25 protein-coding genes and 2 rRNA genes are annotated in these 26,131 nt (G+C 68.8%); 13 read left to right on the top strand and 14 right to left on the bottom strand.

The window, feature by feature from the left end; genetic code table 11:
- Both AB0395_RS02565 and rrf read left to right on the top strand, forming a co-directional pair.
- A 23S ribosomal RNA gene (locus AB0395_RS02565) occupies positions 1 to 90 on the top strand; the annotation flags it as partial.
- Positions 91 to 254: 164 nt separating this feature from the next.
- A 5S ribosomal RNA gene (gene rrf / locus AB0395_RS02570) occupies positions 255 to 371 on the top strand.
- Between the two features lie 105 nt (positions 372 to 476).
- On the opposite strand, the gene AB0395_RS02575 is transcribed toward rrf, so the two are convergent.
- Positions 477 to 1,265 carry a PhzF family phenazine biosynthesis protein gene (locus AB0395_RS02575; RefSeq protein ID WP_366276226.1) on the bottom strand — a complete coding sequence of 263 codons (789 nt, stop codon included), beginning with the start codon at positions 1,263 to 1,265 and terminating at the stop codon, positions 477 to 479.
- 191 nt (positions 1,266 to 1,456) lie between these two features.
- Here AB0395_RS02575 and sepF point away from each other — a divergent pair, with 191 nt between their 5' ends.
- Complete coding sequence (gene sepF, locus AB0395_RS02580; protein ID WP_366276227.1) at positions 1,457 to 1,849, top strand: cell division protein SepF; 393 nt, start codon at positions 1,457 to 1,459, stop codon at positions 1,847 to 1,849.
- Positions 1,850 to 2,072: 223 nt separating this feature from the next.
- On the opposite strand, the gene AB0395_RS02585 is transcribed toward sepF, so the two are convergent.
- From AB0395_RS02585 to AB0395_RS02605, 5 genes are all read right to left on the bottom strand, one after another.
- Complete coding sequence (locus AB0395_RS02585; RefSeq protein ID WP_366276228.1) at positions 2,073 to 3,554, bottom strand: hypothetical protein; 1,482 nt, start codon at positions 3,552 to 3,554, stop codon at positions 2,073 to 2,075.
- A 142-nt stretch (positions 3,555 to 3,696) separates the two neighbouring features.
- Complete coding sequence (gene argS, locus AB0395_RS02590; RefSeq protein ID WP_366276229.1) at positions 3,697 to 5,421, bottom strand: arginine--tRNA ligase; 1,725 nt, start codon at positions 5,419 to 5,421, stop codon at positions 3,697 to 3,699.
- Positions 5,418 to 7,778, bottom strand: coding sequence for an HAD-IC family P-type ATPase (locus tag AB0395_RS02595; RefSeq protein WP_366276230.1), 2,361 nt, complete (start codon positions 7,776 to 7,778; stop codon positions 5,418 to 5,420). Before AB0395_RS02595 ends, argS begins: the two co-directional genes overlap by 4 nt.
- A gap of 87 nt (positions 7,779 to 7,865) precedes the next feature.
- Positions 7,866 to 8,924 (bottom strand): phosphate acyltransferase PlsX, encoded by a 1,059-nt coding sequence (gene plsX / locus AB0395_RS02600; protein WP_366276232.1) that lies wholly within the window; start codon positions 8,922 to 8,924, stop codon positions 7,866 to 7,868.
- A gap of 72 nt (positions 8,925 to 8,996) precedes the next feature.
- Positions 8,997 to 9,617: a DUF1707 domain-containing protein gene (locus tag AB0395_RS02605; RefSeq protein ID WP_366276234.1), complete on the bottom strand. Its 621-nt coding sequence runs from the start codon at positions 9,615 to 9,617 to the stop codon at positions 8,997 to 8,999.
- A gap of 179 nt (positions 9,618 to 9,796) precedes the next feature.
- On the opposite strand from AB0395_RS02605, the gene AB0395_RS02610 reads away from it, so the two are divergent.
- Positions 9,797 to 11,236: a lysine 2,3-aminomutase gene (locus tag AB0395_RS02610; RefSeq protein WP_366276573.1), complete on the top strand. Its 1,440-nt coding sequence runs from the start codon at positions 9,797 to 9,799 to the stop codon at positions 11,234 to 11,236.
- Positions 11,237 to 11,703: 467 nt separating this feature from the next.
- Positions 11,704 to 12,324 carry a hypothetical protein gene (locus AB0395_RS02615; protein ID WP_366276236.1) on the top strand — a complete coding sequence of 207 codons (621 nt, stop codon included), beginning with the start codon at positions 11,704 to 11,706 and terminating at the stop codon, positions 12,322 to 12,324.
- Here AB0395_RS02615 and AB0395_RS02620 read toward each other — a convergent pair.
- The 4 genes from AB0395_RS02620 to AB0395_RS02635 form a co-directional block, all read right to left on the bottom strand.
- On the bottom strand, positions 12,315 to 12,521 hold the full coding sequence (locus tag AB0395_RS02620) for a hypothetical protein (protein ID WP_366276237.1): 207 nt from the start codon (positions 12,519 to 12,521) through the stop codon (positions 12,315 to 12,317). The genes AB0395_RS02615 and AB0395_RS02620 overlap by 10 nt on opposite strands.
- Before the next feature lie 212 nt (positions 12,522 to 12,733).
- Positions 12,734 to 13,255 (bottom strand): YbhB/YbcL family Raf kinase inhibitor-like protein, encoded by a 522-nt coding sequence (locus AB0395_RS02625; protein WP_366276239.1) that lies wholly within the window; start codon positions 13,253 to 13,255, stop codon positions 12,734 to 12,736.
- Between the two features lie 84 nt (positions 13,256 to 13,339).
- Positions 13,340 to 14,191, bottom strand: a complete 852-nt coding sequence (locus AB0395_RS02630; RefSeq protein ID WP_366276241.1) for an ABC transporter ATP-binding protein — start codon at positions 14,189 to 14,191, stop codon at positions 13,340 to 13,342.
- On the bottom strand, positions 14,184 to 15,119 hold the full coding sequence (locus AB0395_RS02635) for an ABC transporter permease (protein ID WP_366276242.1): 936 nt from the start codon (positions 15,117 to 15,119) through the stop codon (positions 14,184 to 14,186). Before AB0395_RS02635 ends, AB0395_RS02630 begins: the two co-directional genes overlap by 8 nt.
- 498 nt (positions 15,120 to 15,617) lie before the next feature.
- On the opposite strand from AB0395_RS02635, the gene AB0395_RS02640 reads away from it, so the two are divergent.
- Positions 15,618 to 17,243, top strand: a complete 1,626-nt coding sequence (locus AB0395_RS02640) for an ABC transporter substrate-binding protein (RefSeq protein ID WP_366276243.1) — start codon at positions 15,618 to 15,620, stop codon at positions 17,241 to 17,243.
- Positions 17,244 to 17,370: 127 nt separating this feature from the next.
- A complete protein-coding gene (locus AB0395_RS02645; protein ID WP_366276245.1) occupies positions 17,371 to 18,309 on the top strand; it encodes an ABC transporter permease in 939 nt (312 codons plus the stop codon).
- Positions 18,310 to 18,318: 9 nt separating this feature from the next.
- Here the strand turns inward: AB0395_RS02645 and AB0395_RS02650 are convergent, their stop codons facing one another.
- The gene (locus tag AB0395_RS02650) at positions 18,319 to 18,519 is read right to left on the bottom strand and encodes a hypothetical protein (protein ID WP_366276594.1); all 201 of its coding nucleotides are present in this window, start codon (positions 18,517 to 18,519) and stop codon (positions 18,319 to 18,321) included.
- On the opposite strand from AB0395_RS02650, the gene AB0395_RS02655 reads away from it, so the two are divergent.
- Genes AB0395_RS02655 through AB0395_RS02665 form a run of 3 tightly spaced genes read left to right on the top strand, consistent with a single transcriptional unit; the run spans position 18,449 to position 21,346 of the window.
- Positions 18,449 to 19,291, top strand: coding sequence for an ABC transporter permease (locus AB0395_RS02655; protein ID WP_366276575.1), 843 nt, complete (start codon positions 18,449 to 18,451; stop codon positions 19,289 to 19,291). The two genes, AB0395_RS02650 and AB0395_RS02655, sit on opposite strands and share 71 nt — an antisense overlap.
- Before the next feature lie 8 nt (positions 19,292 to 19,299).
- Positions 19,300 to 20,337, top strand: a complete 1,038-nt coding sequence (locus tag AB0395_RS02660) for an ABC transporter ATP-binding protein (protein ID WP_366276246.1) — start codon at positions 19,300 to 19,302, stop codon at positions 20,335 to 20,337.
- Positions 20,321 to 21,346, top strand: a complete 1,026-nt coding sequence (locus AB0395_RS02665; protein ID WP_366276248.1) for a dipeptide ABC transporter ATP-binding protein — start codon at positions 20,321 to 20,323, stop codon at positions 21,344 to 21,346. Before AB0395_RS02660 ends, AB0395_RS02665 begins: the two co-directional genes overlap by 17 nt.
- A gap of 197 nt (positions 21,347 to 21,543) precedes the next feature.
- On the opposite strand, the gene AB0395_RS02670 is transcribed toward AB0395_RS02665, so the two are convergent.
- Both AB0395_RS02670 and AB0395_RS02675 read right to left on the bottom strand, forming a co-directional pair.
- The gene (locus AB0395_RS02670) at positions 21,544 to 21,822 is read right to left on the bottom strand and encodes a hypothetical protein (protein ID WP_366276249.1); all 279 of its coding nucleotides are present in this window, start codon (positions 21,820 to 21,822) and stop codon (positions 21,544 to 21,546) included.
- A 249-nt stretch (positions 21,823 to 22,071) separates the two neighbouring features.
- Complete coding sequence (locus tag AB0395_RS02675) at positions 22,072 to 22,875, bottom strand: SAM-dependent chlorinase/fluorinase (protein ID WP_366276250.1); 804 nt, start codon at positions 22,873 to 22,875, stop codon at positions 22,072 to 22,074.
- A 116-nt stretch (positions 22,876 to 22,991) separates the two neighbouring features.
- On the opposite strand from AB0395_RS02675, the gene AB0395_RS02680 reads away from it, so the two are divergent.
- From AB0395_RS02680 to AB0395_RS02690, 3 genes are all read left to right on the top strand, one after another.
- Complete coding sequence (locus tag AB0395_RS02680; protein WP_366276251.1) at positions 22,992 to 23,312, top strand: DUF3263 domain-containing protein; 321 nt, start codon at positions 22,992 to 22,994, stop codon at positions 23,310 to 23,312.
- A gap of 145 nt (positions 23,313 to 23,457) precedes the next feature.
- Positions 23,458 to 24,225, top strand: coding sequence for a trehalose-phosphatase (otsB, locus tag AB0395_RS02685; RefSeq protein WP_366276577.1), 768 nt, complete (start codon positions 23,458 to 23,460; stop codon positions 24,223 to 24,225).
- Between the two features lie 35 nt (positions 24,226 to 24,260).
- Entirely contained in the window at positions 24,261 to 24,857 is a 597-nt protein-coding gene (locus AB0395_RS02690) for a hypothetical protein (protein WP_366276253.1), read from the top strand.
- Here the strand turns inward: AB0395_RS02690 and AB0395_RS02695 are convergent.
- Positions 24,844 to 26,073, bottom strand: a complete 1,230-nt coding sequence (locus AB0395_RS02695) for an MFS transporter (protein WP_366276255.1) — start codon at positions 26,071 to 26,073, stop codon at positions 24,844 to 24,846. The two genes, AB0395_RS02690 and AB0395_RS02695, sit on opposite strands and share 14 nt — an antisense overlap.
- Between the last annotated feature and the right edge of the window lie 58 nt (positions 26,074 to 26,131).

Raw genomic sequence — 26,131 nt, forward strand, 5'->3', positions numbered from 1 at the left:
TCCCGGTAGACGACCGGGTTGATAGGCTGGAAGTGGAAGCGCGGTAACGTGTGGAGCTGACCGGTACTAATAGGCCGAGGACTTGACCACAAAGCAACGTCTTGTTGCACTGTTGTGGGGTTCTTCGCGGCGCTCTGTATCCTTTGTTGGGTCGGAGTGCGCAGATCCTCTTGTGTGTGAGGTGTGTTGCTCGCGTCCACTAGGCAATTCTGAGACAACAAGCGCCGGGTTGGTGTTTGATAGTTTCATAGTGTTACGGCGGTTATGGCGGAGGGGAAACACCCGGTTACATTCCGAACCCGGAAGTTAAGCTCTTCAGCGCCGATGGTACTGCACCGGGGACGGTGTGGGAGAGTAGGTCGCCGCCGGACAATCTTTTGAGGGAGGGTCACCCGTTTGGGTGGCCCTCCTTCTGCATTTTGGGGGCTACCCGGTTCGGGTGGCCCTTTTTGCGTTTCCAGAGCATTTTCCGATGTTCAGGCGTGGAGTCGTCCTGAGAGCACGGTCACCGCGCGCCCGGCCAGCTCGACCCGGTCGCCTCGGACGGTGGTGCGGATCGAGCCGCCGCGTTCGGACAGCTGGGCGCCGACCAGGGTGTCGGGGCCGAGCTTGCCCGACCAGTACGGTGCCAGGGCACAGTGGGCCGAACCGGTCACCGGGTCCTCTGGAACACCGACCCTGGGGGCGAAAAACCGGGAGACGTAGTCCGCGCCGGGCTGCGATGCTTGGGCCGTGACGATGATCCCTCTCGCGTCCACGGCCTCCAGCGCGCGGAGGTCGGGAGAGACGGTCCGTACCGCCTCCTCGGACTCGACTTCAACCAGATAGTCCAAGTCGTTCCTACCGACCCAGCAAGGCTCGACCCCGAGCGCCTCAGCCAGCCCTTCTGGAGGACCTACCTCCTGAAGGACCTTGGCGGGGAAATCCATACGGATCAGACCCGTGTCGTCCCTGGTCACGGACAGGATTCCGCTCTTTGTCGCGAACCTGAGGGTTTCCGCAACCGAGCCTGTGGAATACAGCACGTGCGCTGCGGCCAGGGTCGCGTGTCCGCACAGGGACACCTCGACCAACGGGGTGAACCAGCGGAGTGAGTACGGTTCGCCGGCCTCTCCGCTGAGCAGGAAGGCTGTCTCAGAGTGCCTCATCTCTGCGGCGAGAGCCTGCATCCAGGCGTCCGACGCAGGATTGTCGAGTATACAGACCCCTGCGGGGTTACCCTTGAAAAACTGATCAGTAAACGAATCAACTGTATAGATATGCATGACGTAACCCTAGCCGTGTAGGAGATAAGCGATCCAAAGCGGGTAGAGGGACCAGGCAGACCGGTGCGCTAGCCGTACAAAGTGGGAATATGCGCTGGGCGTGTCGCGCGGCGAACCTTACTTCGTCGGTTACCGTCCAAGGGTGTAGGGACAGGCCGAGCGCGGCGTGGTCCTGAGGAAAGGACGAGCCGATGGGGGCAGTGCGTAAGGTGGCGAGCTACCTTGGTCTGGGCGGTGCGGAGGACTACGACGAGGCCTACGACTACGAGGACGAGGTCGACGCCGAGGGTGAGGACTGGCAGCCCGCTTCCGAGCGCGCGGCCAAGCGCTGGCGCGCGATGGTCGAGCCCTCACGGATCGTCATGCTCACGCCGCGTATGTACAACGACGCTCCGACCATCGGCAAGCACTTCCGCGAGGGCCAGACCGTCATCATGGACGTCAACTGCATGAGCACCGCGGAGGCCACGAGGATGGTCGACTTCGCGGCTGGTCTGGCCTATGGCTGCGAGGGCCGCATCGAGCGCATCGCGGAGAAGGTCTTCCTACTGGCTCCAGCAGAGGTGGAGATCACCACCGCCTGATTTCCTGGGACGACAGATTTCCAGGGGCGGCGGTGCTCCATGGCCCGGTGACCCTGGTTCTCGGGATGACCATCGCGTTCACCGGGTCGCGCGCCGCTCGCCGTACCGGTGCCGTCAGGGACCTTGGAGACGGCGGGAGAGCTGAGAGGACGAAGGGGCGGAGCGCTTGGGGGAGCGCTCTGTTCCGTGTCGCGGGCTTGGAGAGGCCCGCGAGGTTCGTCGGTTAGGCCGCTCGCGGGCCTCTGCGGAGCAGGCGGATCAGCTCCGCCAGGTCGGAGTTGGCTCCCTGGGAGCGCTTCTCGGCCTCTCTGGCGTACTCGTGCAGCGCCCACACCGCGCCGTCGGCCAGCTCTCGCAGCTCGGAGAGCTGTTTCGTGACGTACTCCGCATCCGCCCGCTCGCGTTCGCGATGAAGCCAGAGCTGATGGGCTCCTCCCCCGGCCAGGAGCAGCGCCAGCGCGGCTGCGGGCAGCGCGATCGGGGTGACGACCGCGGCGACCAGGGCCGCGACCGCCAGGGTGAGCAGGGCGTAGGCGAGCCAGGGCCTGCCTCGTGTGGGGACGCCTTCCACGGTGATGTGCCGTTCGGCGGCGGCGAGCGACTCGGGGTCGGGTCCTCCGGGACGGAGGATCACCTGGTGTCCGAGGAGCGGCATGGTGACCGACTCCGGCGGGGCGACCTGGGTGGCCTTCGCGAGGCCTTCGGCGGCGGTTCGCACGATCGGCGCGACGACGTGCAGGGCGATGGCCGCGAGAGAGGTGTCGGAGCAGGGGCGCAGGTCGGCGAGGAGGTGCTCGACGAGCGGCTTCGTCGGCCTCTCCGGGGCGTGGGAACCAGGTGGCGTGCCGGAACCGTCCGAGGGGCCTGAGCCGTTCAGAGGGCCGTGTGGAGCGCCGGGAGCGGAACCGTTCGAGGTGCCGGGGACGTGGGACGCGGTGGGGCCGTGTGGGGTGCCTGGGGCGTCGAGGGTGTCGGGAGTGTCCGAGCCGATCAGGTCGCGCAGCACGCTCAGCGTCTCGCTCGCGGCCCACGGGGTTGAGGGCGTGCCCGCACGACCAGCGGGTTTCCCCGCGGCACCCGTCCTGGTGGTGGTGATCTCGGTGCAGCGGCCGAGCAGGCGACTCAGCTGGTCCGCGGCCTGCACCGGTTGTGCGAGCTCGGGGAGCTCGGCCAGCTCGGGAAAGTCGACCAGGGACGGCGGCACGACCATCGACGGTTCGTGCAGGGTCAGCGCGCTCAGCCACCTGGCGGGCTCACAGTGTGAGGGTACGGCGACCGCGTCGAGCTTGCGGAGCACGAAGATCTTGCCCGCCGGGCCGTACGCGCCCTGGGCCGCGGCGAGCCAGAGCGCGCGCTGGCCGTGGGTCACCGGACGGTCGAGGGACAGCTCGCCGAAGGCGATGCCCATCCAGGAGGCGTGAATGCGGTCGCCCTGCCCGCACAGGGCCAGGGCGAGGCACAGGAACAGGGCGGTGCGTCGCTCGTCGAGCTGGGCGGCCCGGCCGAGGGGTTCGAGGGCGTCCTCACCGCGGACGAGCAGCACGAGAGCCTCGACGGCGGGGGACAGCCAGTATCCGGGGACGTTCGGTGAGCTCGCCGGAATCGTGGAACAGGTGGCGTCGGAGGCCAGGTTCGCCAGGAGCGCCTCGGTGTGACGGCGCAACTCCGTCCTGGCGTGAGGGTTCGCGGTCAGGTCTGTGCTCAAGGCAGAGAACTCTCCGAAGTCGTGACCGGTGACCGCGCCAGCGTAGTGCGATTCGGTCATCCCCGGCGGGAGGCGCGCCGAACCCAACTTTGCCGGATGATCGCCTTGATTTGCCGAATCAAGGCGATCATCCGGTGAATGGCTACATACGTTCGGGCACCGGGACGCCGAGCAGGCCCAGACCGGTCTCGAGCACGCGCAGGGTGAGCGCGCACAGGGCGAGTCGTGAGGCGCGGGTGGCCTCGTCCTCGGCCTTCAGGACGGGGCACTCCTCGAAGAACGTGGTGAAGGCGCTCGCGGTGTCGAAGAGGTAGGCGGCGAGCCTGTGCGGGGTCGAGTTCTCCGCGACCTCCGCCACGATCGCGCCGAACCCGAGGAGCTTCAGTGCCAGGGCGCGCTCGGCCGGGTTGCCGAGCACGATCGGGCCGGTCGCCTCGGCCGGATCGACTCCGCCCCTGCGGAAGATGGAGCGGATCCGCGCCTGGGCGTACTGCAGGTAGGGGCCGGTGTTGCCGGTCAGCGCGAGCATGCGGTCGAAGTCGAAGACATACTCGCTGTCGTGGCTGACCGACAGGTCGGCGTACTTGACCGCGCCCATGCCGACGGCGTGGGCGATGTCGCCGCGCTCCGCCTCGCCGTACTCGCTGTCGCGGATGACCTGGGCGGCCCGCGTCTCGGCCTCGTCGAGGAGCTCCGCCAGCTTGATGGACTTGCCGATGCGGGTCTTGAACATCTTGCCGTCGCTGCCGAGCACGCTGCCGATCTGGATGTGCTCGGCGTGGACGTGCTCGGGCAGCCAGCCGGCCATCCTGGCGGAGTCGAACAGCATCGACATGTGCTGGGCCTGGGTCGCCCCGATCACGTAGAGGATCCGGTCGGCCTTCAGATCCTGGACGCGATAGCGGATCGTGGCCATGTCCGTGGTGGCGTAGCCGTACCCGCCGTCGCTCTTGCGGATCATGAAGGGGAGCGGCTGGCCCTCGCGCCCGATGTAGCCGGGCGGGAAGACGCACAGCGCGCCGTCGCTGACGACGGCGATCCCGCGCTCCTGCAGCTCGTCGCAGACCTGGGCGAGCACGTGGTTGTACATGCTCTCGCCGGCGATGTCGTCGTCGGTCAGCGTCACGCCGAGCTGGCTGTAGACCTTGTTGAAGTAGCGGACCGTGGCGTTCATGAAGATGTGCCACAGCCGCATGGTCTCCGGCTCCTCGGCCTGGAGGGTCACCACCCGGGTGCGGGCGCGCCTGTTGAACTCCGGGTCGGAGTCGAACTTGGCCCTGGCGGCCTGGTAGTAGGCGTTGCCCTCGCCCGCCTCGAGCTGGGCGACGGCGGCCTTCTCACCGATGTCCAGCAGATGCTCGATGAGCATGCCGAACGGGGTGCCCCAGTCACCCAGGTGGTTCTGCCGGATGACCTTGTTGCCGAGGTGCTCGTGGACGCGGACCAGCGCGTCGCCGACGATGGTCGTGCGCAGGTGGCCGACGTGCATCTCCTTGGCGGCGTTCGGCGCGGAGTAGTCGACCACGACGATCTGCGGGGACTCGGGCACGGCGACACCGTGGCGCGGGTCGGCGAGCACCTCGTTGGCCTGGGCGGTGACCCAGTCGTCCGAGAGCGTGAGGTTCAGGAAGCCGGGGCCGCTGACCTCGACCGTTCCGGGGAAGTCGGTGAGGTGGTCGGCGATCTCCTGGGCGACCTCCCGTGGAGCTCGTCGCAGCCGCTTGCTCAGGCTCATCGCCACGTTCGCCTGGTAGTCGGCGAACTGCGAGGGACGGATCAGCGGGTCTGCGTCGGAGTACTCCGCACCGAAGGCGGCGGCCAGCGCCTGCTGGACGCGCTCGGTGAGTACGAGCTGCGGGTCGGTCATACCTCAAGGGTATCGGTTGGTCCGTTGTGACCTCGCGATTTATCGGGGGATCGCCCGATCTTGAAAACGACCGTCAGCACGGCCGAGGCCACGATCCCGATCCCGATCGCGACGAGGTCGTCGCCGAGGTTCCCCGGGGCGAGGGCGAAGAACTCGCGGGTGAACGGGATGGCGACGGCCAGGGCGAACAGCGCGGCCATGGCGGCCACCAGCGCGACGCGCCACCAGAGGTACGGCCTGGCGATCAGGACCAGCACCCACCAGGTGACGACGAAGAGGGTGATCACCGCCGCCGTGCGGCTCTCCTCGAGCGTCGAGGCGCGGGCTTCGGCGAGCCAGTACGACAGGTGGACGGCGAGCGCGCAGACGACTCCCCAGGGGATCGCCAGGCGGAGCACACGGGGGACGAACCCCGGCCTGGCCCGTTCGTCGCTCGGGGCGAGGGCCAGGAAGAAGGCGGGAACGCCGATCGTCAGTGCGTTGACCAGCGTGGAGTGCCGGGGCGCGAACGGGAAGACGAGCCCGAGGAGACCGGCGAGCAGCGACAGGACGAGCGCGTAGAAGGTCTTGGTGAGGAAGAGGCTGGAGACGCGCTCGATGTTGGCCAGGACCCGTCTGCCCTCGGCGACCACGGAGGGCAGGCTGGTGAAGTCATCGTCCATCAGCACGATCTGGGCGACCGCCCTGGTCGCGCCGCTGCCCGATCCCATCGCCACGCCGAGGTCGGCGTCCTTGAGCGCCAGGACGTCGTTGACACCGTCGCCCGTCATCGCGACGGTGTGTCCCCGGGACTGCAGCGCGCTGACGAAGAGCCGTTTCTGGTGTGGGGTGACCCTGCCGAAGACGGTGGTGGTGTCGAGGATCTCGGCCAGTTTGTCCGGGTCGTTCTCCGGCAGGGTGCGGGCGTCGACCGCGTGTCTCCCGCCGGGGACGCCCAGGGAGACGGCGATGGCCGAGACCGATTCGGGGTTGTCGCCTGAGATGATCTTTATGGCGACGCCCTGCCTGGCGAAGTAGCTCAGGGTCGTGGCGGCCTCGGGGCGGATCCGCTGCCTGAGCACGACGATGGCGGCGGCCTCGACGGGGCCGAGGTCGGCGGAGGTGTCCAGGGAGGCGGTCCGGCCGAGGGCGAGGACGCGCAGGCCGGTCGCGGCCAGTTCCTCCGCCTGGGCGTACTCGGGGGTGCCCGGCGTGAGCAGGATGTCGGCGGCGCCGAGGACCCAGGCGCCCCTCCCGGCGAACTCGGCCCCGCTCCACTTGCGGGCGGAGGAGAAGGGAACCTTGGCGGTCGCGGTCCAGCCGGGCGGTGACTCCGGGTTCTCGGCCCTGATGGCCTGGACGGTGGGGTTGGGGGTCTCGTCCAGGTTGGCGAGCGCGGCCAGGGCCTCGCGTGCGGGCAGGTCGTCGCGGAGCGGGCGGACCTCACCGAGGCTCATGCCTCCCGAGGTGAGCGTGCCGGTCTTGTCCAGGCAGAGCACGTCCACCCGGGCCAGCACCTCGATCGCGGGCAGTTCCTGGACCAGGCAGCGGCGGCGGCCGAGCCGGATCACGCCGACGGCGAAGGCGATGCTCGTCATCAGCACCAGGCCTTCCGGGATCATCGTGACGATGCCCGCGACGGCGCCGGTGATGGCCTGGCCGAAGTCGTCGGCCTTCCTGAGCTGGCTCCAGATGAGCAGGGCGCCGATGGGGACGACCAGCCAGGTGATGTACTTGATGAATGCGGTGATGCCCGTGCGCAGCTCGGAGTGGGACAGGTTGAACGCGCTGGCCTCCTGGGCGAGCCTGGCGGCGTAGGCGTCGCCGCCGACCTTCGTCGCGACGTGGGAGCCGGTGCCCGCGACCACGAAGCTGCCGGACAGCACCGGGTCGCCGGGGAGCTTGTGCACCGGGTCCGCCTCGCCGGTGAGCAGGGACTCGTCGAGTTCGAGGCCGTCGGAGCCGACCACCTCGCCGTCGACCAGCAGGCGGTCGCCGGGGCCGAGCAGGACCAGGTCGCCGAGCACCACCCGCCGGGGCGGGATCTCGACGTCCACGCCGTCCCGCCTGACCCTGACGGGCGCCTCGTTGACGACGGCGAGCCGGTCGAGGGTGCGCTTGGCCCGCAGTTCCTGGACGATGCCGATCGCGGAGTTGGCGACGATCACCAGGCCGAACAGTCCGTCCTGCCACTGCCCGAAGATCATGATCAGTGCCCACAGAACGGCGATCACCCCGTTGAACAGGGTGAGGACGTTGGCGCGGACGATCGCGGAGAGCGATCTGCTTGAGCGTCTGCGAACCTCGTTGACCTGCCCGCGGGCCGTGCGCTCCGCGACCTCCGCCGTGGTCAGCCCTCGCTCCGCCAGCTGCTCCACGCGTCCCCCCGATTCGTGCGGCCCCTCCACCATACGGTGAGGGTCACCGGGGGTGGTGATCCGTGTGGTCCTTCCCCAGGGTGAGGGTCACCAGAGGCGGTGGGGCCGGTGCGAGGTGGCGAGGCGCTCGCCGATGCGGGTCACCACGCCGTGCCGGGCCAGCTCGGCGGCGAGCACGCACGCGGCGCTCACGCCCTTGGCCTGCGAGGCGCCGTGCGCGATGACCACGGTGCCGTTCAGGCCGAGCAGTACGGCTCCGCCGTGCACCTCGGGGTCGAGGCGCCGCTGCAGCTGCCTGATGCGCTTGCGCTGCAGCAGCCCGCCGATCCGGGCCGCGGTGCTCTCCTGGATCGTCTCGCGCAGCTCGGTGAAGGCGTAGCGGACGCTGCCCTCCATGGTCTTGAGCGCGACGTTGCCGGTGAAGCCGTCGGTGACGATGACGTTCACGGTCCCGGTCAGCAGGTCGTGTCCCTCGATGTTGCCCGCGAAGTTCAGGCCGGGGGCGGCGGAGAGCAGCTCGTGGGCTCGTTTGACGAGCTTGTTGCCCTTCTCGGGTTCGCTGCCGATGGTCAGCAGGCCGATCCTGGGGTTCTCGATCCGCAGCGCGGTCTCCGCGTAGGCGGCGCCAAGGTGGGCGAACTGCACGAGCATTTCCGGTTTGACCTCGGCGTTCGCCCCCGCGTCCAGCAGGATGGTCGGGGTCGGGAGGGTCGGCAGGGCGACGGCGATGGCCGGTCTCAGCACCCCCTGCTGGCTACGGAGCCTGAGCTTGCCCGTGGCCACGATCCCCGCGGTGGATCCGGCGGAGACCACGGCCGAGGCGTCGCCCCGCCGTACGAGGTGGCAGGCGATGGCGATGCTCGAACGTGGGCGGCGCAGGCTGGCGAGGGCGCCCTCGTCCATGGCCAGCGCCTCCTCGGCGCGGATGACCGGGATCTCGGTGATCGCGTCGTGCAGGGAGAGCGCGTCCTGGAGGGGGCGGGGCGCGCCGACGAGGACCACGCCGATCCCGTGCTCCCTGACGGCCTGTACGGCTCCCGCCACGATCTCGTCAGGGGCGTGGTCGCCGCCCATCGCGTCCAGCGCGATCGGCAGCGTGACCGGCGGGGCGGCCGCTGTGGCGCGGGGAGCGTCGGTGTCAGGCAAGCGGTCACCTCGTGCGGGATGGTTTGTCCGCATCGTAGGCGGGACTGGTACCGGGTGACGCAGCCGGGGGGATCAGGGTCTGTCCGGAAGGTTCCAGTCGCTTCGTTCCCTGGCCACGATGATCTTGCCGAAGGTGGCTTTGCCGATGACCCTGATGACGGGACCGTTGTCCGAGCCGAGGCCGCCCGAGATGCCGCGCTTGGCGAACAGTGCGCCGACCTCGTCGATGACGTGGGCGTTCTCCGGCACCCTGACGATCAGCTTGCCGAAGAGGGAGTTCACCTCAAGGGTGATCTCGCGGCCGGGCAGCACGGCGTCCGACAGGTCGACGATCAGCGCGCCGAACGTGGCGCTCAGCGTCGTGTGGCGTCCGGCGATCCACCGGCCGCCCCTGACGACTTTGCTGAAGACGGCGCTGACCTCCTGCCGGACGGCGCTCGGTTGACCGGAAGAGGCTGTGATGTCGGGGAGGTCACCGGTGATGGGGGCGAGCTCGCCCACGGTGACGGCGTTGTAGGTCGCTTCGAGGCGGTCGGCGTGCTCGACGCTCGTGAGGCGGCCCGTGGCGAGCGCCTCGGCCAGCACGGTCGCGACACGGTCGCGGTCGGCGTCCGACGCGCGCAGGGCGGGATTGACATCCGGGACGCGCAGCACGGGGTCCGATGCGCGCCGTGCGGGGTGAGGGGAGGTCATAGAGAAGATTGTACGGGTATTCGAGATATATCGCGAGGATGTTCCTTTGCGGATTTGGTGGGTAATGGAACCGGCCGTAGATGTGGTTACGTCCGGGTATATACGCGCCAACGACGCGCGAGTAGTAGGAGAGGTTTACCCCAAGAGCACGAAAAAACGGAAGGAAAGCCTTAGTGAGCATGCAAGAGAGCGCTGCGCGCGGGTTTCGGGCCTACACCGCGAAGCATCTCGACGACTTGCTGCGACGGGCTGGCCTCGATGACGAGGGCCGGATCCGGGTCAGGGCGGTCGCGACCGTGCTGCCCTTCCGCACCAACGCCTACGTGGTCGACCACCTCATCGACTGGTCGGTCGTGCCCGACGACCCCATCTACCGCCTGGTCTTCCCCCAGGCGGACATGCTGCCTGAAGCGGATGTCACCAGGCTGGCGGGTCTCCTGAGGGGCGGTGCCCCGAACGCGGAGATCCAGGCGGTGGCGCACGGCGTCAGGGAGCGGCTCAACCCGCATCCCGCGGGGCAGCTCGATCTCAACGTCCCGCACATCGGAGCGGATCCGGTGCCAGGGATGCAGCACAAGTACCCCGAGACAGTGCTCTTCTTCCCCAAACAGGGCCAGACCTGTCACGCCTACTGCACCTACTGCTTCCGGTGGGCGCAGTTCGTCGGCGAGCCCGACCTGAAGTTCGCCTCCAACGACGTCGCGAGCCTGGTCGGCTACCTGAAGGACCATCCGGAGGTGACCGGGGTGCTGATCACCGGCGGCGATCCCATGGTCATGGGGGAGCCGGTGCTCCGGCGCTACCTGGAACCCCTGCTCGGGCTGGAGCAGCTCGAGTCCATCCGCATCGGCACCAAGGCGCTGGCCTACTGGCCGCAGCGCTTCGTCTCCGACCCGGACGCCGACGACACGCTGCGCCTTCTCGCCTCCGTGGTCGAGACGGGCAAGAACCTGGCCCTCATGGCGCACTTCTCCCATCCGCGGGAGATGGAGTCGCCTCTTGTGGAGGCGGCGGTGAAGCGCGTCCGTGCCACGGGCGCGGTGATCAGAACCCAGGCCCCGCTGATCAGGTCGATCAACGACCGTGCGGAGACGTGGTCGTCCATGTGGCGCGCGCAGGTCGCGATGGGCATGGTGCCGTACTACATGTTCGTCGAGCGCGACACGGGGCCGCAGGACTACTTCGCGGTTCCTCTCGCCAGGGCGTACGAGATCTTCAGGGACGCGTACGCGAGTGTCTCCGGGCTGTGCCGTACGGTGCGGGGGCCCTCCATGTCGGCCACGCCGGGCAAGGTCTGCGTGGACGGCGTGGCCGAGATCGCCGGGCAGCGGGTCTTCGTGCTCCACCTCATCCAGGCACGTGACCCCGGGCTGGTCGGGCGTCCTTTCTTCGCGCGGTACGACCCGGCGGCGGTGTGGCTCACCGACCTGCGGCCCGCGTTCGCCGACCGGTTCCCGTTCGAACCCGCGGAGGTCGGGCCCGTGATGGCCGAGCCCGCGACGGTCGAACCGGCCGGGTCCGTGATGGCCGAGCCCGCGACGGTCGAACCGGCCGGGTCCGTGATGGCCGAGCCCGCGGCCGTCGGGCTCGTGCCGGCCGCCCGGCGGATGCCCGCCTGATCTTGGAGGGTCAAGCGGGCATCCGGCGATCGGAAAATCTGCCCCAGCGCTCCGGAGCCTCTTTTTCCCGGCTCTTTCCCCGGGCTTTCCCGGTTCCCCCGTTCCGGTGTGGAGCGGTTATGCCTCTTGCCTGTGTGGTTTCGTGGCTTGTGTAGCGGCATATGGGGGCGTTGGCTGTCATTCTTAACAATATTGTTTCTGGATTTATCGGTTGTGCCGGGCGGCCTTCTGCGGTCGTCCGGTACGGCCCTGCTGGGGCTCCAGACCCTGCCCTGAGGGGAAAATCGATCATCGCGGGCGGGCCGGGGCGCGGCTCGCCGCGGTGATACAAATGCCGGGCAGCTTCCGGCCGGTGCGTCTCGTGTGGACTCCGTATTACGCCCGCCGGTGATGAAGGGTCTCAGGCCCGTTATTTCCTGGGAATTCCAAGAAATCAGGCGGGCCGATTACAAGCCGGAAAGGCAATCATGAAGCGAGTCATCAGCACGGTCGTGGCCGTGGCGGCGTTCGGTCTCGCGGCGGCGACCTGCGTCCCCGCCCAGGCGCAGTCACAGGGGCGGGGGCGTGACGTGCTCGGGGGGCGTGACGTGGCGGACGCCCTCTCCCCGAAGATCGTCGGGCTCACCGGCGGCCTGGTCGGCGGCGGGACCATGCTGAACGGCCTCGGTGACAGGATCGCGCTGGGCGACGCCCTCGTCGGCGGGAACGCGCCGGGTGGTCTCGACGGGCTTGACCGTCTGGCGGGCGGTTCGGGTCTGACCGGTCCTGACGGGCCGGTGAGCGCCTGGGAGGCGCCGGTGGGTGAGGAGGCGCAGGGCGGCCGGAGCGCCGACGGGGTCGAGCGTCTGCTCATGAGGGTCTCGGACGCCGTCGAGGAGTTCGTCGACATCTCCGCGGACCGCTTCGCCTCCGACGGGGCCTCCTACGGCTCGCCGACGGATGCCGGCGCGAACTCGGGATCGCTGCTGCCGAAGGGGGCAGGAGGCCTCACCGGCCTCATGGAGCTCATGAACGGCCCCGGTGGTCCCAGCGGGCGAGGAGAGGTTCTGGAAGGCGGTGGGGAGGGGCGGTCACCTGGTCAGGAGTAGTGGCCGCGTTGGGGGTCCTGGAGGCCAGGGGGCCGCACGGAGGTGCGACGGGCTATCTGGGCCTGAAGTCTGGCCATCTGCCAGTGCAGCTCGATGAGCTGCTCGGCGAGCTGGAGACGGGGAATCTCGGATGGGTCCTCTGTGGCCAGGTGGTCGATCGCGGTCGACAACTCTTGCATCGCGCGCCCCCACTCCATGACGAATCCCTAGGATCGAAACAACGTTCGAATCATAGCGGAACGCCGATCGTGGTGTCAGTTGATTGCCCTCCGGGGCGCTCCGTTGTCCTTTACCTTCGCGAGAGGGGGGCATTGCGGACGCATGACCTGGAAGAACATCTGCCCGAGAGGGGTGTCGCGACACGCCGGCGGCCGTGCTGCGACACGCCGGCGTCGCGATCGAGGGGTGCTCAGGTCTCGTAGACCGGGGCGATGTATCCACGGGCCAGGGTGTGGGCGGTGATGTTGAAGCCGACCACGGCGGGCGGGGAGTCCGGGCTCACGTCGAGCTTGTCCACGTCGAGGGCGTGCACCGCGAAGAGGTAGCGGTGCGGCCAGCCGGGGGGCGGCGCGGCGCCGCCGTAGGCGTTGATGGCGTAGTCGTTGCGGCCGTGCACGCCGAAGGTGGTGTCCGGGGTGCCCGCGCCCGTGGGCAGCTCGGACACGTCGGCGGGGATGTCGAACAGCAGCCAGTGCCAGAATCCGCTGCCGGTTGGGGCGTCGGGGTCGAAGCACGTCACCGCGTAGCTGAGGGTGCCCTCGGGGGCGCCGGACCAGCGCAGGTTCGGGGAGATGTTCTGCCCGTTCGATCCCCAGTCGTCGAACACCTGGGCCAGGGACAGGGTCTCCCCGTCGCGGACGTCGTCGCTCTCGACGGTCAGCGCGGGGACCTGGGGCAGGAAGTCATATGGAATCGGTGGCCGTGTGGACACGGATTCACCTCCGGTTGGAGCGTCGTATTCGGTCGCTCCTCATCCTGCCTTGTCGCCGGGCCCCGTGGCGATCTTGTGCCGCTGTCAGGCGTTGTAGGCGTCGAGCACCGTCTTCGGGTCGCCGTCCATCTTGATCTTGCCCTTGTGCAGCCAGATGACCCTGTTGCAGGTCTCCTCGATCACGTCGAGGTTGTGGGCCACCAGGAAGACGCTGCCCGCCTCCTCGCGCATCTGCATGATGCGCTCCTGGCTCTTGCGCTTGAAGTCGCGGTCACCGGTCGCCAGGGCCTCGTCGATGAGCAGCACGTCGTGCGCCTTGGCCGAGGCGATGGCGAAGCGGAGCCTGGCGCCCATTCCCGAGGAGTAGGTGGACATGGGGAACTGCACGAACTCCCCGATGCCGGAGAAGTCGACGATCTCGTCGTACTTCTCCCTCACCTGGGCGGGGTTCATGCCCATGGCGTAGCAGCCGAGGACGATGTTGCGCTCACCGGTCAGCTCGCGCATCAGCGCGGCGTTGACGCCGAGCAGGGAGGGCTGGCCGTCGGTGTAGACCGCGCCCGAGTGCGGCGGCAGCAGCCCGGCGATGGCGCGCAGCAGCGTCGACTTGCCCGAGCCGTTGCGGCCGATGATGCCGATGGCGTCGCCGTGGTAGGAGACGAAGGACACCCCGCGTACGGCGTGCACCTCCTTCATCTCCGGCCTGCCCTGACGCTTGACCAGACGCATGAGGGCGTTGGCCGCGTTGCCCTTCTCGGACTCCGTGGCCGCGCCGTACACCCGGTAGATGATGTGCAGGTCGTCCACGATGACCGTCGGAGTGCCCGCGCGGGGATGGCGTGGGGGGTCCGGGGCGGGGTGCACCTTGACGTCCGCGCTCGGGACGCTGGACTCGTCGGCCTTCACTTGGGGCAGCTCCTCGGTCAACTCAGCCACGGCCGTACTTCTCCTCGGCTCGCCAGAAGTACCAGAAGCCACCGATCAGGGCGAACACCGCCCAGAATACGCATGTGAACCATACCCAGGGCCTGACGGGATGGCTCTCGATGAGCAGGTCCCGCATCAGCTCGATGTGCGCAGCGGCCGGGTTGAAGTACATGAGGTCGGCGACCCATTGGGGCAGGTGACCGCTGTCGACGACCTTGTCCTGGATGTAGAAGAACACACCCGAGGCGTAGAGCCAGGTGCGCGTGATGAAGGGCAGCAACTGGTTCAGGTCGCGGGAGGTCGCGCCGATCCTGGCCAGGACCATGCTGGCACCGATGTTGAACATCGTCTGCAGCAGCAGGGCGACCGGGACCAGCAACCACAGCACGGTCAACGGCTCGCCGGTGATCAGCACGAGCACGAACAGCACGCCCATGGAGATCAGTAGTTGCTGGAACTCCTGGATCGTGTAGGCGAGCGGGAGCGCCGCGCGGGGGAAGTGCAGGGCGCGGATCAGCGACAGGTTGCCGGAGATCGACTTGGCGCCGCCGCTCACCGAGCGCTGTGTGTAGGTGAAGACGAACATCCCGGTCATGAGGAACGCGGGGTAGTTCTCCACCTTCTTGCTCGCGCCGAGGATCACGCCGAACATCACCCAGTAGATCGCCGCGTTGAGCAGCGGCGTCAGGACCTGCCAGAGCTGGCCCAGGGCTGAGGTGCTGTACTTCGAGACGTTGCGCGAGGTGGCGTACGTCATGACGAAGTGCCGTCGGTCCCACAACTGGCGTAGGTAGACGGGCAGACTGGGGCGTGCGATGGCACGCCGAAGTCCGTAACGCTCGGCGAGCTTGGCCAGCGGCTCCTGCTGTTTGGCAGAGGTGCCGTTACTCGGGCCGCCCGCCTGGGCGTCCGCGACCGCGGATTCCGGCTGGCTCATGGCAAGGACTCTATTGGATGCGAGTGGATGAAGTGCCTGCGGCGGTGCTCCGCCGCACACATTGGACGGGATCTCCGGGAAAGAGGTTCCAGGGCAATTGTGCGGTTCGCCGCCGAGCCTTCAGCCCTCCGCGACCTTGTCAACGGTAGCCCAGTCGTCCGTCGCCCGTGGGCAATGGACGTGAGCACCCAGGGTACGAGGTATTTTTGCGTGACCCTTCCGTGTCACATGTAACTCTATGTCGCTTTTATTGCTTCCTGTGAGGTTGGACGGGTCGAGTTGGTGGCCGCGCGGTGCCTGGCGGACGTGTGCGTGACCGAACTGCAACGTCACAGAGACGACTCGGTGTGGAGCGGTGCGGGATAGTCGCGTCCGACCGGTGTGGCGTCGGCGCGTCAGCCGGGACGGCGGGGGTGGGGGGACACGGGATCCTCCCCCGGTCGCCTGGGCTTCGGGAGCTCAGTGCGACGTCCGCCTGCAAAGGGAGGAAACACCGTAATGCGCGTTACTAAGGGCGCACGGGTCATCGCTGGTATCGCGCTGCTCGCCCTCGGCCTTGCCGCGTGCGGCGGTCAGGCCGAGACCGGCACGGGGGCGGGGGACCCGCCTGTGCGCATGGAGCTCGCCGAACCGCAGAAGCTCTTCTACCCGGGCGACACCATCGAGACCGAGGGTGCCGAGGTGCTGGGCGCGATCTTCGCCCCGCTGGTGAGCTACAGCGACGACAAGCAGGTTGTCGACAACGTCGCCGAGTCGATCAAGTCCAGCGACAGCAGGGTCTGGAAGATCGAGCTCAACTCTGACTACACCTGGCACAACGGCGAGCCGTTGATCGCGGAGAACTACGTCGACGCGTGGAACTTCGCCGCCAACCGCGACAACGCCCAGGGGGCTAACAGCTTCTTCAGCCGCATCGAGGGCTGGGAGGACCTGAACCCGCCGGAGGGCCAGCCGGTCACGGTCAAGAAGATGAAGGGTCTCAAGGCCCTCGACGAGCACACCCTCCAGGTCACGCTGAGCAAGCCGTTCTCCCAGTTCAAGACGATGCTGGGCTACGTGGCCTTCTATCCGCTGCCCAAGGCGGCCTTCGACTCCGACGGCAAGGTCACCGAGGCGTACGCCAAGCAGCCCATCGGCCAGGGCTACTTCAAGATGGACAAGCCGTACAACAAGGGCACCGATCAGACGATCGACCTGACCCGGTACGACAAGTTCCCCAAGGAGAAGCCCAAGTTCGACAAGCTTCAGTTCAAGATCTACACCGACTCCGAGACGGCGTTCAACGACCTGCGCGCGGGCAACCTGGACATCCACGACTCGTTGCCGCCCGCCTCGATCGCCAGTGCGAAGGCCGAGCTGGGCGAGCGCTACATCGACCAGGCGGACGCGGGCGTCGGTTACATCGGCTTCCCGCTGCAGTACAACGACACCTACTCCAACGTCAAGGTCCGTGAAGCCATCTCGATGGCCATCGACCGCAAGACGATCACCGAGACGGTCTTCGCCGGAACCCGCGCCCCCGCGGACGACTTCATCAACCCGCTCCTCGACGGCTACCGGCCCAACATCTGTACGGCCTGCACCTACGACCCGGCCAGGGCCAAGACGCAGTACGCGGAGAACAACGGCCCGAAGTCGATCGAGCTTGGCTACAACACCGACGGCGCGCACAAGGAGTGGATCGAGGCCATCGCCAACAACCTCCGCGCCAACCTCGGTGTCGAGGTCAAGGTCAAGACGTTCGAGAAGTTCGCCGTACTCCTCGACGGCCTGGTCAAGAAGGAATATGGCGGCATGTTCCGGATGGGCTGGTTCATCGACTATCCCTCGGTCGAGAACTACCTGACCCCGGTCTTCTCCACCAACGCCATCAAGACCGGCTCCAACTATGCGGGCTGGTCGAACAAGGACTTCGACGACTTCTTGACTCAGGGCGATGGTGCGGCCACCTTGAAGGACGGTCTGAAGTACTACCAGCAGGCCGACGACATCCTGATCAAGGAACTGCCGTACATCCCCGTCTTCTACTACCGGACCAACGCCGCGTACTCCCAGCGCATCAGAGGTCTGAAGATCAACCTGATCAACCTGGTCGAGTGGAACAAGATCGAGAAGGTCGCCTGACAGGCGGCGGGAGTCGTCCCCCGGCGGTCCACGGGCCGCCGGGGGACGGCCCTCGCGGACCCCTCGGCGCCGCGTGATCCGTCGGCCCGCCGAAGGGCGTCCCCCCGTGGTACGTACCGGAGGCTGAATGGGCCGTTACATCGTCAGGCGCCTGGTCCAGGCGATTCCTGTCCTGCTGGGCGCGACCCTGCTCGTCTACGCCGTCGTCTTCGCACTGCCCGGTGACCCCGTCGAGGCGCTCGCGGGGGACAAGCGGATGGACCCTCACATCGTCGCCGTCCTGCGGGAGCGGTACCACCTGAACGACCCGTTCCTGGTCCAGTACTGGCACTACCTCACCGGCCTGTTCCACGGCGACTTCGGCGTCACCTTCGCCGGCGTCCCGGTGACGGACGTCATGGCGGGTAAGTTCCAGGTGACCGCCAACCTGGCGATGACGGCCCTGATCATGGAGGCGGTCGCCGGGATCGGCCTCGGCCTGTACGCCGCGCTGCGCCACGGTAAGGCGCAGGAGTCGCTGGTCCTCGCGGCCACGCTGGTGCTGATCTCCATCCCGCCGCTGGTCACCGGCTTCGTGCTCCAGCTGCTCCTGGGCGTCAGGCTCAAGCAGGCCGGGATCGACCTCTTCCCCGTCGCGGGCGTCACCGGGGACTGGCGTGGCTACCTCCTGCCCGGCTTCGTGCTCGCGGGGACGTCGATCGCCTACCTCACCAGGCTCACCCGGACGAGCCTGGTGGAGACGCTGCGCGCCGACTACATCCGCACCGCGGTCGCCAAGGGGCTGTCCAGGCGCAGGGTCGTCGGGCGGCACGCGCTGCGCAACGCGCTGATCCCGCTGGTCACCTATCTCGGTGCCGACTTCGGCACGCTGATGGGCGGCGCGGTGATCACTGAGACGATCTTCAACCTTCCCGGGATGGGGCAGCAGCTCTTCACCTCGGTCTACCTGCGCGAGCAGCCCGTCGTCGTGGGCATGGTGACCCTCCTGGTGCTGGTCTACATCCTGGCGAACCTGGTCGTCGACCTGCTCTACGCCGTGCTCGACCCGAGGATCCGTTATGAGTGAGGCCCCCGCTCAGGCCGCGTCCCGTGACCGGTACGGCAGGCGCGGCAGGCACATCAGAAGGCCGGGACGGTCCGGCTCCCCGGGCTCGTCCAGGCGGGCGGGACGGCCATGGCGGTTCGGGCCGCCGAGGGCCGCGAGCCTGTGGAGCGATGCCTGGCAGGACCTGCGCCAGCGCCCGATGTTCGTCGGCGCGGCCTTCATCATCGCCATTTTTCTGGTTATGTCAGCTTTTCCCGGGCTTTTCACCTCAATCGACCCGTTCGACGCCGCGGGCTGCCACCTCGCCGACGCCAGGCAGGGCATCAGCGACCTCCACTGGTTCGGAACCGACAACCTGGGCTGCGACGTCTACGCCCGCAGCGTCTACGGCGCCCGCAACTCGGTCCTGATCGGCGTGGCGACCACCGTCGTCACCGCGCTGGCCGGTGGCCTGCTCGGCCTCGTCGCCGGGTTCACCGGCGGGGTGGTCGACGCCCTGCTCTCCAGGGTCACCGAGGTCTTCTTCGCCATCCCCTCGGTCCTCGGCGCCCTGCTCATCCTGTCGGTCTTCCGCACGGGCAACGTCTGGACCGTCGTCCTGGCGCTGGCTCTGCTGGCCTGGCCGATGACGTTCCGCATCACGCGGGCCGCGGTGATCACCGCGAAGGCCCACGAGTATGTGCTCGCCGCGCGGGCGCTCGGCGCCTCGGCCGCCCGGATCATGTTCCGGCACATCATGCCGAACGCGATCGCGCCCGTGATCGTGGTCGCCACGATCAACCTGGGGACCTTCGTCGCGGCTGAGGCGGGCCTGTCGTTCATCGGCGTCGGGCTGCGCTCGCCCGACATCTCGTGGGGACTCATGATCTCCGACGCCCGGAGACGGTTTCTCGAGGCTCCGGAACCGCTCCTGTTCCCCGCGCTGTTCCTGAGCCTGACCGTGCTGGCCTTCATCATGCTGGGCGACGCCGTACGCGACGCCCTCGACCCGAAGCTGCGGTAGGGGGAGCTGTGTGGAAGTCCTCGACATCGGCGGCGCGGGGCGGGGAGAGGCCCTGCGGTGAACCGCTGCTCGCCGTCGACGACCTGCACGTGGAGTTCGCCACCAGGCAGGGTGTCGTCAAGGCGGTCAACGGGGTCAGCTACTCGCTGAACCCCGGGGAGACGCTCGCCGTTCTCGGCGAGTCGGGCTCGGGCAAGTCGGTGACCGCGCAGGCGATCATGGGCATCCTCGACACGCCGCCCGCCCGCGTCTCCGGAGGCCAGATCCGCCTGCGCGGCACCGACCTGCTGAGGCTGCGGGAGGACGCCCGCTCCCAGATCAGGGGGCGGCGGATCGCGATGATCTTCCAGGACGCCCTCTCCGCGCTGAACCCGGTGTTCACCGTCGGCTCGCAGATCGGGGAGATGTTCCGGGTGCACGCGGGCGCGTCGAGGCGTGAGGCGGAGCGCAGGGCGATCGAGCTGATGGACCGGGTCCGCATCCCCGGCGCCAGGCAGCGGGCGCACGACTACCCGCACCAGTTCTCCGGCGGCATGCGCCAGCGCATCATGATCGCCATGGCGATCGCGCTCGGCCCCGAGGTGCTCATCGCCGACGAGCCGACCACCGCGCTGGACGTGACGGTCCAGGCCCAGATCATGGAGCTGCTGGCGGAGCTGCGGCGCGAGAGCGACATGGGACTGATCCTGATCACCCACGATCTCGGCGTGGTCGCGGACGTGGCCGACAAGGTCGTCGTCATGTACGGCGGCCGCATCGTGGAGAACGCCCTCGTGCACGACGTCTACCGGGCCCCCGGCCACCCGTACACCAAGGGCCTGCTCGAGTCGATCCCCCGGCTCGACCGCAAGGGCAGGGGGCTGTCCGCCATCGAGGGCACGCCGCCGAACCCGCTGGCCCTGCCCTCGGGCTGCGCCTTCGACTCCCGGTGCTCCTACCGCCAGGACAACTGCGTCACCGACGCGCCGCCGCTGTACCGGATCGGCCCGACGCGCGGCAGCGCCTGCCACTACTGGAGAGAGGTCCTCGATGGCAGCCACGGGTGAGCCGATCCTCGAGGTGCGGACCCTGGTCAAGCACTTCCCGATGAGCCAGGGCGCCGTCTTCGGGAAGCGGATCGGGGCGATCAGGGCGGTCGACGGGGTCTCCTTCGACCTGAGACGCGGTGAGACGCTCGGCATCGTGGGCGAGTCGGGCTGCGGCAAGTCCACGCTGGCCAGACTCCTGATGGCGCTGGAGCGGCCGACCTCGGGCTCGGTGTGGATCAAGGGGCGGGAGATCGCCAGGGCCAGGGGCGCCGAGCTCAAACAGGTCCGCCGCAACATCCAGATGGTCATGCAGGACCCCTACACCTCGCTGAACCCCAGGATGACCGTCGGTGACATCGTCGGCGAGCCGTACGAGATCCACCGGGAGGTCGTCCCCAAGGGGGACCGGCGCCGTGTGGTGCGAGAACTGCTCGAGGTCGTCGGCCTCAACCCCGACCACGCCGACCGTTACCCGCACCAGTTCTCCGGCGGCCAGCGCCAGCGCGTCGGCATCGCCAGGGTGCTGGCGCTCAGACCGGAGATCATCATCTGTGACGAGCCGGTGTCCGCCCTTGACGTCTCGATCCAGGCGCAGGTCGTCAACCTGCTGGAGCGGCTGCAGGACGAGTTCGGTCTCGCCTATGTCTTCATCGCCCACGATCTGTCGGTCGTCCGCCACATCTCCGACCGGATCGGCGTGATGTATCTCGGCAAGATGGTCGAGCTGGGCGCGGAGAGCGAGGTCGGTCACCGCCCGGCCCACCCCTACACCCAGGCGTTGCTCTCGGCGGTGCCGGTGCCGGACCCGGAGGGGCGGGAACGGCGCAGGCGGATCATTCTCCAGGGCGATCCGCCCTCACCCGCGAACCCGCCGTCGGGCTGCCGCTTCCGCACGCGGTGCTGGAAGGCGAGGGACGTCTGCGCCGAGCGGGAGCCGTCACTGGAGGTACGGCCCGGCATCGCGCACGCCGTCGCCTGCCACTTCGCGGAGCCGTACGGCGGGGCGGGCTTCCCGGGCCTCCTCTGAGCCGTACCGCATGACGCCGGGCCCTCCTCGGGGCAGGTAGGGCGGGCAGCGCGTGCCGCGTCTGTTCGCCCCGGACACGGCGAAGCCCCCGCGCCTGTTCGTCCCCCGCGCCTGTTCGTCCCCCGCGCCTGTTCGCTCCGGGCACGGCGAAGCCCCCCGCGAATTCGCGAGGGGCTCCTGCCGGATCGCCCGTTGACTCAGTGGCCGTAACGGTTGTAGGCGGCGAGGTTCGCCCCGTCGTCCACGTTTGAAAGGTCCCTGGGGCCGCACAGGGCGCCCCCGAGCAGGCCACTGCCCCTGTCCGAGCTGCCGAGCACGCCGCAGAGGCCGTTGTACCCGTCGTTGCCCGTGAGGAGGTTGTGGAAGAACTGCTCGACCGGGTCGCCCTCGTTCGGCGTGTCGGCGAAGGCAACGGTTGCCGAGCCGGCCACGACGAGGCCGGCGATCGCGGAGGCGACGAGAATACGACGGATCATGGTTGGTTTCCCCCGAAACACCCCGGAGCGGGCGCATCCCTGTTGACGCGCTCCGCTTCCGGGCGACTACGTAGTGTCGCCACGAGTATTCCGGGCGGCGGCGCGCCGATCCAACACCGACGGGCCCGGACTACGTCAAGCGGTGGCGATGACGGTGGAACCGCGGCGGGCTAAACCCCTGCCCGGGGTAAATCGGGGTCCGCTTCCGGCGATCCCCCGGGTCCCGCGGGGGTGGTTCCCGGGTGAGCATCAGGGCGCGGGGGACAGGCGCACGTGCGCCCCCGGCGGCAGCGCGAGCCGCTGGGAGGCGTCGCCCGAGTTGACCGCCAGCGCGACCAGGCCCGCCGAGTCGGTGAAGGCGACCAGTTCGCCCGGCGGCACCGCGGCGAACGTCTCCCTGAACGGCACGGAGACGTGCCTCCTGCCGAGCCAGACCACCAGCGTGCTTCCCGGGTGCACCCCCAGGGTCGCCAGGTCGCCGGCGCTGATCGAAAGCTGGGTGTTGCCGTGGCCGTCGACCGAGAGCACCTCGCCCTCGACCGCGTCCTCGTGCACCAGCGAGGTCGGCGCGGGCAGCGAGACCAGCCGGTCGAGCGGGACCTCGGGGCCCAGGTCGGCCATGGCCTGCCCGCGCGCCAGGCGCGCGGCCACGGGGGCGAAGACGTCGCGGCCGTGGAAGGTCGGCGAGACCGGTTTCCTGAAGAGCTCCTCGTTGGCGAGCTCGCGGGCCGCCCTCGCGCCGCCGCTGGCACCGACCGCCCAGGAGAGCACCCCGTTGTCCGGGCCGAGGAACACGTGCTCGCCCGCCTCGACGGCCACCGCCCTGCGCGAGCCGCCGACCGGGTTCACCGCGGCGATGTGGATGCCGGGCGGGAGGTGGGGGATCGTCTGTGCCAGGATCGCGGCGGCGCGCCGTACGTCCCCGGCGGGGACCAGGTGGCACACGTCGATGATCCGGGTCTCCGGTGATATGCCGACGATCACGCCGTGGCAGGCGGCCACGTAGCCGTCCGCCAGGCCGTAATCGGTGAGAAGGGTGATGACTGAGGTCACATCTGGTGACTGTACGTCTCCACATCGGTCATGAACAGCAGGAAATTCCCGACTATCCTGGCATCGGGCCCGTGGACGCGGCCTGGTCGCCGCATGCCCGACCGAGGAGGACAGTGATGGACACCGCACCGACTCCCGGTGACAGTGGTGACAGTGGTGACAGGGCCGCCCGCGAGCCCGTTCCGCGGCCTCTCACCGACAGGGAGCGGGAGCTGCTCGCCTTCGAGCGTCAGTGGTGGCGCTATCCGGGGGCCAAGGAGCAGGCGGTGCGGGAGGTCTTCGACATCTCCGCCACCCGTTACTACCAGTTGCTCGCCGAGCTCATCGACAGGCCGGAGGCGCTGGCCCACGATCCGATGCTGGTCAAGCGCCTGCGCAGGCTCCGCGAGACACGCAGACGTGACCGTGCCGCCAGAAGGATGGGCTTGCGCCCTTGATGTCCTGGCCCGCACTCGTATGTTGGTGCTTGCGCCCCTGATCTCCGGGGTACGGCCGGTCATGCGCGCGGCCGTACCTGGCGCCGGAGCGCACCCCACGAGCCGGGCGGACGCCGGGCCGACGATGACCGGGAGAAGCATCGCCATGGAGACCCCCGAAGGACTGCGCGCGATTCTGGCCGATCCCGCGGGGGCGGTGATCGGTCTTGACTTCGACGGCACGCTCTCCCCGATCGTGCCCGATCCCGACGCGGCCAGGATTCACCCCGAAGGCCCCGCGGTGCTCGCCAGGCTCGGCGAGCGGGTCGGCGCCATCGTGGTCGTCACGGGCCGTCCGGCGGCGACGGCCGTCGAGTACGGCTCGCTGGCCGGCGTGCCCGGACTGGTCGTGCTCGGCCACTACGGCCTCGAACGCTGGGAGGCGGGCACACTCACCGCGCCGCCCCCGCACCCCGGTCTCGCCCTGGTCAGGTCCGAGCTGCCCGCGCTGATCTCGGGCATCCCCGGCGCCAGGTTCGAGGACAAGGGGAAGGCGGTCGCCGTGCACACGCGGCAGACGGCGCAGCCGCAGGCCACGCTCGACGCGCTGCGCGAACCGGTGGCCAAGCTGGCGGCCGAGGCGGGGCTGGCGGTCGAGCCGGGCAAGTTCGTGCTGGAGCTGCGGCCCCCGGGTATGGACAAGGGGATCGCGCTGAGCGCCTTCCTCACCGAGCGCGCCGCGCGTTCGGTGCTGTTCGCCGGTGACGACCTGGGGGACCTTGCCGCCTTCGCGGCCGTTCGGGCGTCCGGGCTGCCCGGCGTGACGGTGTTCAGCGGCTCCGCGGAGATCAGTGTTGAGGCCGACATCGTCGTGGACGGTCCCGAAGGGGTGATGGAGCTGCTCGGCTCGATCGCCGATGCCACTGAGCGTTAAGTCATCGACAAGTGGGGGCCGTTAGCGTCCCCGGCATGAGAAAGAGCTCCCTCGCACTCGCCGCGCTGGCCGGCGCCGCCCTGATCCTTTCCCCGATGACCGCCTCAGCCTCGACCCCGACCTCGTCCGCCTCCGCGTCGGCCACGCAGACCCTCTCCTTTCGCGGCATGACCCTCAGGATCCCCTCAAGCTGGGAGGTCTACCGCGACACCGACCGGGTCAAGGTGGTGACCGGAGCGTGCTCCAAACCCTCTGCGGGGTATTTCACGCCGAAGTGCGAGGCTTTCTGGATCTTCGGCCCGAAGGTGATCAAGTACGGGCACGAGGGCTTCTCCGCCTACACGCCGGAGCAGCCCTTCTACCCCGCCAGCGACGTGCAGCCCTGCCCGTTCAACGGCAAGGACGGCCAGGTCCTCGGCAAGGCGTACGCCGCGGGCCTGCGCCCGGTTGGCCGGGGGCACAAGGCCGACTTCAGGGGGTGGCTCGGCCGGTGCGTCAAGAACAGCAACGGCCGGCAGACCGCGACCTTCTACCAGCGCGAGTGGTTCCTGCCCAAGTCCAGGATCCTGATCGTGGACGTGTGGGACAACTCCTGGCTGGTCGACGTGCTCAAGTCGGCTACCTGGAGCTGACCAGGATTCCGCAGACGGCCAGCCCGATCATGACCGGGACCATGAGGAACGCCTGCTGGGTGCCGAAGGCGTCGGCGAGCGCGCCCAGCAGGAACGGTCCCACGCCCGTCGCCGCGCTCGCGTAGAGGGAGGCCACGGCCGTGGCTTTGGCGGCCCGCCCGGGACGGCCGCCGGCCGCCGTCAGCACGCGGGAGAGCGCCAGCGGGAAGTGCAGTGAGACCCCGGCCCCCGACAGGACCAGCCCCGCGTAGGACAGGACGGGGGTGGTGCTCGTCCAGAACACCAGCCATCCGGCGGAGGTGAGCGCGAGCGCGCCGAGGAGGAGGGAGGAGGCAGGGACCCGCAGGGCCAGCCTGGCCCCGCCGAACCGCCCGATCACCAGCCCGGCCGTGAAGGCGGTCAGCGCGGTCGCGGCGACCGCCGCCGACAGTCCCGTCCTGTCGGTCACCAGCTTGGCCGCCCACAGGTTGAAGGAGAACTCCAGCGCGACGCAGCAGAACAGCACCGCTCCCGCCAGGTGGAACCGCCAGCCGAGCCTGAGCCTGTCACCGCCGTCCCCGCTCCCGGGTGTGGTTCCGGCTTTCGCGTCCTCGCGTTCCGCGTCCTCCCGCCCGGAGTCGTCCTGTCCGGAGCCGTCTCGCTCGGAGCCGTTTTGCGCGGGGATCCACACGCGGCCGAGGGCGAGTGCGAGCAGCACGGTCATCAGCGGGGTGACCAGCAGCGCGGCCCGCCAGCCGAGCGCGCTCTGCGCCGCCAGGCTGACGAAGAACGGCGCGCCGATGCCGATGGTCCCCCCGACCGCGTTGGCCTCGCTGATCGCGGAGGGACCCGCGGGGCCGTGGTGGTCGCTGAGCACGGACATGCCCGTGTAGAGGCTGATGGCGCCCATCCCGCCCGCGAGGCCGTAGCCGAGGAGTGTGACCGGCAGCGCGTCGCCGAGGACCACCAGCAGCACCCCGGCGTTCATCCCCGCAAGGCCCGTCCAGGTCGCGGCGCGGCGGCCGATCCTCCTGATCAGCCAGGGGAGCGCCAGGCCGGTCGTGACGCCGCCGATCGCCATCATGGTGCCGTGCAGGCCCGCGACCGTCTGGGAGACGCCCTGTTCGATGCGGAGCATCGGGAGCGCGGCGCTGAGGCCGTACAGGTAGGTGGCGAAGACGCCGAGTTGTAGGTAGAGAAGCCAGGTCGGGCGATCACGGGTGAGCCGGGCGGTCACTGGTTCCCCTGCACATGCAGCTAGTGTGAAAAATCCCCCCAAACTATCTCACGTCAGG

This window comes from Streptosporangium sp. NPDC051023, assembly GCF_040689595.1.
Classification (GTDB): Bacteria; Actinomycetota; Actinomycetes; order Streptosporangiales; family Streptosporangiaceae; genus Streptosporangium.